Origin of the sequence: Pseudoalteromonas sp. SG41-1, from assembly GCF_014164575.1 — a bacterium.
GTDB lineage: Bacteria > Pseudomonadota > Gammaproteobacteria > Enterobacterales > Alteromonadaceae > Pseudoalteromonas > Pseudoalteromonas rhizosphaerae.
The window spans coordinates 34,849-41,864 of sequence record NZ_JACJFL010000041.1 but is presented as its reverse complement, the minus strand read 5'-3'; the positions used below and the strand labels follow the sequence as shown (position 1 = coordinate 41,864).

At 39.2% G+C, this 7,016-nt stretch carries 9 protein-coding genes; 4 read left to right on the top strand and 5 right to left on the bottom strand.

Annotation, left to right across the window (positions count from 1 at the left end):
* Positions 1 to 89 precede the first annotated feature (89 nt).
* From H5203_RS17795 to H5203_RS17780, 4 genes are all read right to left on the bottom strand, one after another.
* Positions 90 to 1,313, bottom strand: a complete 1,224-nt coding sequence (locus H5203_RS17795) for a PoNe immunity protein domain-containing protein (protein ID WP_182820049.1) — start codon at positions 1,311 to 1,313, stop codon at positions 90 to 92.
* A 402-nt stretch (positions 1,314 to 1,715) separates the two neighbouring features.
* The gene (locus H5203_RS17790; protein ID WP_182820048.1) at positions 1,716 to 2,342 is read right to left on the bottom strand and encodes a hypothetical protein; all 627 of its coding nucleotides are present in this window, start codon (positions 2,340 to 2,342) and stop codon (positions 1,716 to 1,718) included.
* Positions 2,329 to 2,880, bottom strand: coding sequence for an RNA polymerase sigma factor (locus H5203_RS17785; protein WP_182731171.1), 552 nt, complete (start codon positions 2,878 to 2,880; stop codon positions 2,329 to 2,331). The genes H5203_RS17790 and H5203_RS17785 overlap by 14 nt, the downstream gene beginning before the upstream one ends.
* A 26-nt stretch (positions 2,881 to 2,906) precedes the next feature.
* Positions 2,907 to 3,545 (bottom strand): energy transducer TonB, encoded by a 639-nt coding sequence (locus tag H5203_RS17780; RefSeq protein WP_182731172.1) that lies wholly within the window; start codon positions 3,543 to 3,545, stop codon positions 2,907 to 2,909.
* A 152-nt stretch (positions 3,546 to 3,697) separates the two neighbouring features.
* Here H5203_RS17780 and H5203_RS17775 point away from each other — a divergent pair, with 152 nt between their 5' ends.
* The 4 genes from H5203_RS17775 (at position 3,698) to H5203_RS17760 (ending at position 5,839) form a co-directional block, all read left to right on the top strand.
* Positions 3,698 to 4,204, top strand: coding sequence for a DUF3087 domain-containing protein (locus H5203_RS17775; RefSeq protein WP_182718023.1), 507 nt, complete (start codon positions 3,698 to 3,700; stop codon positions 4,202 to 4,204).
* 69 nt (positions 4,205 to 4,273) lie between these two features.
* Positions 4,274 to 4,792 (top strand): hypothetical protein, encoded by a 519-nt coding sequence (locus H5203_RS17770; protein ID WP_145240892.1) that lies wholly within the window; start codon positions 4,274 to 4,276, stop codon positions 4,790 to 4,792.
* A gap of 306 nt (positions 4,793 to 5,098) precedes the next feature.
* Entirely contained in the window at positions 5,099 to 5,314 is a 216-nt protein-coding gene (locus tag H5203_RS17765) for a TIGR02450 family Trp-rich protein (RefSeq protein ID WP_145240894.1), read from the top strand.
* 72 nt (positions 5,315 to 5,386) lie between these two features.
* Entirely contained in the window at positions 5,387 to 5,839 is a 453-nt protein-coding gene (locus H5203_RS17760; RefSeq protein ID WP_182820047.1) for a low molecular weight protein-tyrosine-phosphatase, read from the top strand.
* 74 nt (positions 5,840 to 5,913) lie between these two features.
* Here H5203_RS17760 and H5203_RS17755 read toward each other — a convergent pair whose 3' ends face one another.
* A complete protein-coding gene (locus tag H5203_RS17755) occupies positions 5,914 to 6,996 on the bottom strand; it encodes an energy transducer TonB (protein WP_145240898.1) in 1,083 nt (360 codons plus the stop codon).
* Positions 6,997 to 7,016 lie beyond the last annotated feature (20 nt).

The following is a 7,016-nucleotide window of genomic DNA, read 5'->3' as shown; positions in this document are numbered from 1 at the left end:
TCATCACATTGAGATAATGCTTTTTCAACAGCTTGAACTTTAAATTCTTGAGTAAATCGACGTCTCATTTTATCTGCCTCTATTAAAAGTTAGAGGCGACAACTATCCTGACACAGGGGGTAACGAATCGATTCCAGCAAACGCTCTATTATAGGTAAGCAGTGTGTTTTATCTTTTTCCATAAAGGTAAACGTTAAACCCATAAAATATTTATCAAATTTTAAAGCGTATACCAAGTAAGAAGTGACTTCAGTTTCGCCTTTCCAAACGCCTTGCATCAATTGTTCTTTAACAATGCCAATAGGGAGGTTTCGTTCATTTTCAACTCCAACCCGTTTATACCATGGCATATGCTTCATTAATGCTTCATACCTCCCTGACGCAAACGAGTCTAAAGTATTTTCGTCACTTAGATACACAGTACCGGCACACTCCAAACCTTCATCATGGGTGATTAATGATAAGCGTTGCTCACTTTCATTTAGCCAAATATCCTCAAGCGCAAAAGTCAAAGACTCTAAGGCTGGATAAGCAACCGTGTTCGATTGATTCGAATTGCCCTTTTTTATAGTACTTTGTGCTTTCGGTAGTTGCTCTGGCAGACCAAAAAAGCTGTATGGGAAAAATTCACCTAAGTTCGTATTGGTTAGTTCTAACCCTTTTAACTTCGCAATAGCTGCGGCTTCAAGACACCAATAGCCAAAATAGCCTGTTGTTTTGTTACTTTTATGTTGTCCCCACCAATGAGCAGAACGTCGTGATTGATACCATCCTTTTGTGTATTCTTCTAATTTAATTAAAGAGTGAGTTTTATCGCAAGAAGAGGCTGCTTCAATTAATTCGGCATACTTTAGTTCTAAATCGCTGTATTTATTTTGCTCTAAACTAATGGGAGTGCTACTTAAAATATAATCGCATAGAGAAAATCGTTTATTATATTCATTTAATTTAGCAAGTAGTTGTGGCTTTTTATCATCAAGTTTATTTAATAAAATTAAAAGTGAGATTAAGCCTAAAAACCTATCTGTACCGTCTAAAGAAGTAAACACTTCATCTATTTCATATCTCTTCATGAAAAATGAAAATGACGCTTCAACATCACTTTCAATATCAAATAAAGAAAAACCTAAAGAATATTTTGATAAAGCCAATTCAAAATAGCAAGAATAAAGAGCATATTTAAACCTTCTCTCTCCTTCTTCACTAAGCTTTTGACTATTGAACAACTCTTCATAGGCAGTTATTTGCTCCGTCCTGTCTAATAACAGTTCATTTAATTTTTGCTCGTTACTTTGTAAGTCTCTAATTCTCATTTTAATCACCGAAAATATCTGCAAATGACTTAACACTTATATCTACATAGCCGTCAGGCTTAAGCTTTTTGTAAGTTACAACTCCACTTTTCGTAATTTGTGCTAAGACAGGAGTGTAATTCAAGAGTATTTGGGTCTTTTTTGATGCTGAAAGATTTGTTTTCTTAAGCCTGCTGTATATCCAGCTTTCACTCATTTGTCTTATATTATTACAGGTACTATATTTACTACAGTTAAACTGTGACTCTGCGATAAAAAAATTCACCATCAATCTCTCTTGCTAATTTTGCGTGCATATCGGTAATTCTATCGTTTAATAGTTAAGCTGTACTACTTACTTATTAATAGGCTTTTTATTTTTAAGTATGCTTTTTGGCTCATTCCTTAGTTATGGGTAACTCGTCACCCCCTACACACCTTTACCCCATCTCCCGCATGCTTAAGCGCGATAATCTGGCCTTGGCTGTTGTGGGCCATGGCGAGCATGTCGCCTTTCATTATATTGCTCTCTATAGCGTGTTTGGTTTTTAAGTTATTCAATAGCGAGTCTTTTATTTGAATGAGCACTTCGCTGTGGCAGCTGGCGATGTACCAGTCGTTATCTACTTTGACTAATTGGCCGTATTCAATATAGCGTTGTTGGTGTAGGCGCAGGTCGGCGGCGAGTTTATCGTCGAGTTGTTGTTTTTGGCTGGTGATCTCACTTGAATAACTGCCCGCATTATCTACTTGGTGTACTTCTATAAAGTGGTAACTGCTTTGCTCTACGGCAAAGGTGTTGTTAAGTGTGTGTTGTTGTTCTGTGTTGTTATCTGTGGTGTTAAAAATGGTAAAGCCCAACACCACTAAAGCGCAGGCGAGGCCAGTCATTTGCAGGGGTAATAAAAATCGAGTCGGCTTTTTATTAGCTTTTTGATTCGGCATTTGCGTAAACAATGCCTGTTGTTCTGGCGTCAGTGTGTGGCGTTTTTTACGCTCACTAAAATGCTGGTTAAGTTGCTGCTCAAACTGTTCGTTATGCTTGTTCATGGTAGCCTCCTAATAATGTTTTTAAGTTTTGTTTTGCATAACGTAGCCGCGTTTTTACGGTTTCATGATTGCTTTGGGTGATCTGTTGTATGTCTTCAAGCGAAAAGCCTTCTTGCTGTAAGCTGAGCGCTTCGCGTTGTACAAAGCTTAGTTGCATTAAAGCGTGGTTAAAGGCTTCGTAATCAAAGCTTTGCTGAGTATTAGGTGCTGCAATTGCAGTATCGTCTGCTAATTCTACAAAACGCTGTTGTTTGCGAAACTCATCGATTAACGCATTACGGGCAAGGCGGAACAACCAGGCTTTCGGGTTGTCTTGCGGTTGATAATAATGGCGTTTTTCCATCACTTTTAACCATGTTTGTTGGCTTATATCAAAGGCGAGTTGCTCATTACTTTGCGTGACTAAGTAATGATACAAATCGTTGCCAAACAAGGTAACGAGTTTAGTTAAGTGGCGATTGTCGCCACTTTTTGCGTAGTCAGCCAAGTAGTCGTTACTGGGCTGACTGATAAACCATGACTTTAAGCTTGTAAGCATAGGCAACCTTATCCATTAATGAGCTTTTATTGCGTTTGGTCTAACTTAAAATCAAGTTGTACGCTTTGCCCCGTTTGCATTTGTGCTACGCCATCAATCACTTTTGGGCGGTATTTCCAGCGTTTTATTGCCCGTAGTGCTTCACGGTCGAAAATGCGTTTTGGTTCTGCGTTTGTTACTTGTGCATCTATTACTTCACCGGTTTGAGATACATTAAAGCTTAATTGTACCCAGCCTTCAATGCCTTCTCGTGCGGCAATGGGCGGGTATTTAGGATTTATACGTACTATGGGGGTCGCATCACCGGTTGGTCGCTGTAAGTTAGCTTTTATATCGCCACCTATTTTATCAATACTTATATCTGGCGTTATTGCGGTTGTTACTATATTAGTATCAGTACTTGGCGGTGTACGCGGCGGCACTTTAGGCGGCGTTTGCATTTTAGGTGGCGGCGGCAAGGTTTGCTTGTGCTGCACTTTAGAATCTTCTGGTGCTTGGAATATTTCTACAATGATGCTGTCATCAATAAAGCTTGGCGCGCGTTGCTCGCCACTAATTAAGTACTGCATAAATGCAAATGCCGCAAAGGTCATGGCTGCACCACCAACAATGGCCGTTGATGTTTTTAAAGCATGATTAGTGTGTGGTAAAGCTACTGTTTGCATAAGCAAATCCTCGATAAGTTAAGTGGTATTCATCACTAAAACGTGCGCTAGATTAAAAAGGGGTGAAATATTTTTAAAAAGTTTCGTGTTTGCTTATGGGCATTGGTTACAATGGCGGCTGTGAATTTTGGTTTTTATTTTATTAGGCAGTTATGCAACTTATTCAAATTGATAAAGCTCGTTATCGTAAGCATTTAAACCGCGTTATTATCGGCTGCGGCTTGGCGTTGGCTATTGGCAGTTTAGCAATCTCACAACTACTAATCGCGTTATTCCCTGATGAAAGTGGCAGTCATTTTCATTGGAATTTAATAGGTGTAGTTATTACTAGCCTAACAATTGGCTGGGCGCTGAATAAATACCGCACGCATGATTATATGACCGAAGTGGTGTATGTGTGGGATCTCAAACAAGCATTGAATAAAATCACCCGTAAAATGGCAAAATTAAAAGCGGCGGGGCGAGAGGGGAATCCTCAAGCATTGTTAGCAATTCATTATAGTTATGCGGGCTCGCGGTTATTATGGCAACTAGACGATAACACTATCACCATGGATGAATTAGCTATTAAGCAAGCTGAGCTTGATAATGTGGCGGCTAAGTTTAATGTGACGTTAAACGTTGATGATTATGATGATGTTATTTTAAAGCAATTTTAGTTGCTTTTTTGTTTCTAGAATGTGTAAAGTAGCATTCGCTTTATAATAAAAAACTTAAAAGGAACTTCAATGACATTAAACAAGCTTTGCCTAGGTGCTTTGCTAACGATTTGTACTTTTTCATCTAATGCAAACGATGTTAATTTTTCAATCGGTGGCGGCTACCCTTACTTTGTTATACCAGAGGTATCATTATCAGCAGCACAAGGTACACAGCGCTGGTATGCTAACTATAAAATAGGCTTAGATGATGGTTTTTCTGTCGGGTTTGAACATGCGCTAACGAGCGATAAAAAGCATGCTTTAGGCTTAGTTGTTGGCGCCATTGGTGCACAAGATGATGGTCGTGAGTGTCCGGATACTGATGATAAAGACATTGGTGAGACATTTGGTAATATTTTTGGCTGTGCGCTATCAGGTATGTTTGATACAGAAACGACCAACGGTGTAGGCGTGAGTTATAGTTATCTTTTTAGTGGTTTAAATGAAGGCGGTTGGCGCGTTCGTTTTGAATTAGGCTACGGTGAAGGCAGCAACAGTAATGAAAAACGCGCTGATGGTGGCGTGAGTATTAGTTACGAATTTTAATAATTGCATTAGCTTATATAGGCTTTAGTGATAAATTAAAGCCTACCTCTACCTTGTAATACATAGTGAGTCATCTGATGTAACTGGTTATTTAATTCCTCTTACTAGCACCGAAAATTCCAACCCTGCTTGGTAAATACTACCTGAAAATAGACAACCCACTTGATGGTCGAGCCAGACTTATACCTCTATGCAGCTGTGATTAGTTAGCTGTAAAATCACATTTTATTCAGCTAAATGTAAACGCAGTGGGTGGTGTTTACGTATCACGATGATCAATACGTAATGATGTTAGATAGGAATCATATGAATAAAATTAACCACAGAAAACTATTAAACAGTAAATGGACGGCAGTTTCCCCCGTCAATAAAGAAAAGCATTTTATGATTACGGAAATGGAGTTTGACGAAGAGGGCGTTGTTATCAGCTGTGTTATTGAAGCGGTGATGTCAAAGCGTTCGATGGAAATAAATTGGCATGATTTAAAAGATCAACAGCGCTGGTTACAAGGTTGGAAGTGACCTAGGTATGCAGGTTTTAATTTTATTGGTATCTTATGAATGCATATTGATGCTAGTGGATGAAATATAAACATGAAAAAAATACTGATCGTTTGTTTAGGTAATATTTGCCGCTCACCGACTGCGGAGGCGGTGTTAAAGGCTAAAGCATTACAGCGTGGATCACAGTTTGAAATTGACTCAGCGGGTACCGCAGGCTACCACATTGGTAATCCTCCCGATAAACGCTCGCAAGCGGCGGCACTTAAACGTGGCTATAGCTTTGAGGGGATACGTTCACGACAAGTCAACGCTCATGACTTTGAGTACTTTGATTTGATCCTCGCTGCAGATAAAGCCAATTTAGCTGATCTAACTGCACTTTGTCCGGCGCATTTGCAATATAAGCTGTCGTTATTTTTAGCTTATGGAAACTGCGTTGATGAGATCCCCGACCCTTATTATGGTGGCGAAAATGGTTTTGAACAGGTACTTGATTTAATCGAGGATGCCAGTGACAAAATACTCGATACCTTACAAAAATAGCCCAGTCATGCTGGGCTTAAAACGTGTTTATAAACAGTATTACAAACACTGATGTTATTAGTAATTACGTGTATTTACCTGCCAATTTTAAAGTCTAGCTGCACTTGAGCTTTTGCAACCACTGCTTTTCCGTCTTCAAACTTAGGGGCATAACGCCACTTTTCCATTGCTTTAATAGCTTCTTGTTCAAATGCTTCACCACCTTCAGATTTAATGATAGTGATATTTTTTACAAAGCCAGCGGTGTTAACGTCAAATTCCATTTGCACTGAACCATCTTGCCTAAACCTTGCTTTACTATCTGGGTAGTTAGGTTCTTGACGATAGAGTGGGGTTTGTTGCTGGTTTTCTTGCCACGGCACCATTTTAGCTATAGCTAAACAATGTTTGGTCGCTTCGTCACTTTTACCTGTTTTTTCATAAAGGTGAACTAATTTAGAGTGAGCGCTAAGCTCTGTTTCATGATCGAAGCTAAGCGCATCATCAAATACACTTACAACTCGATTTAAACGCTCAATCGCTTTAGAATATTGTCTTTTACCTTCTGCAAAAGCGGCAACTAAAAAGTCAGCTTTGATCCGCTCTACTGAGTTCTCAGGTAAGTTTTGGCTGTAAAACTCGTCTGCCTCAAGTAGGTAACGTTTGGCTTGGTTGTATTTCTTCCCTTGAAAGCCATACGCTAATCCTTGTGCAGCAGCCAGTTTCATATCTGCTACTAATTTGGGGACTTTTTGGACTGCAGCGATTTCAATAACTTGTTTGTATAGGGCGTCGGCTCTATTTACCGAATCAGTATTGGTTGCCATACCAAGCAATGCATCGATGAGTTCAATGCTACTTGCTGGATGATTAGCCGCTAAAATAGTGTAAGCCTGCTCAAACAAGGTAAAACGTTTTTGTTTGTTTTCTGCAGGGTATTGATGAAGCTCATTAGCATAGTTTATGGCTAAATTTGCAGTGTTATCTGATTTATCTCCATAGATTTGCTTACCTAGCAAATAGGCTTGTTCAGCTTTATCTTCTGCGCCTTTGCCTTGTTGCTGTGCATCAAGGTATTGCTGGTAAACTATTTTAAATTGACTATGTATAGATTCATCGGCGTGACTATAACCAGAATAGGCGATGGCAAGACAAAGTAGTAAAGAGGAGGCTTTCATAATGTTCCTTATTATTATGT

Excerpts from the sequence above, each read along its gene's own strand:
- H5203_RS17795 (WP_182820049.1), bottom strand. The coding sequence starts at position 1,313 with ATGAGAATTAGAGACTTACAAAGTAACGAGCAAAAATTAAATGAACTG.
- H5203_RS17790 (WP_182820048.1), bottom strand. The coding sequence starts at position 2,342 with ATGAACAAGCATAACGAACAGTTTGAGCAGCAACTTAACCAGCATTTT.
- H5203_RS17785 (WP_182731171.1), bottom strand. The coding sequence starts at position 2,880 with ATGCTTACAAGCTTAAAGTCATGGTTTATCAGTCAGCCCAGTAACGAC.
- H5203_RS17780 (WP_182731172.1), bottom strand. The coding sequence starts at position 3,545 with ATGCAAACAGTAGCTTTACCACACACTAATCATGCTTTAAAAACATCA.
- H5203_RS17775 (WP_182718023.1), top strand. The coding sequence starts at position 3,698 with ATGCAACTTATTCAAATTGATAAAGCTCGTTATCGTAAGCATTTAAAC.
- H5203_RS17770 (WP_145240892.1), top strand. The coding sequence starts at position 4,274 with ATGACATTAAACAAGCTTTGCCTAGGTGCTTTGCTAACGATTTGTACT.
- H5203_RS17765 (WP_145240894.1), top strand. The coding sequence starts at position 5,099 with ATGAATAAAATTAACCACAGAAAACTATTAAACAGTAAATGGACGGCA.
- H5203_RS17760 (WP_182820047.1), top strand. The coding sequence starts at position 5,387 with ATGAAAAAAATACTGATCGTTTGTTTAGGTAATATTTGCCGCTCACCG.
- H5203_RS17755 (WP_145240898.1), bottom strand. The coding sequence starts at position 6,996 with ATGAAAGCCTCCTCTTTACTACTTTGTCTTGCCATCGCCTATTCTGGT.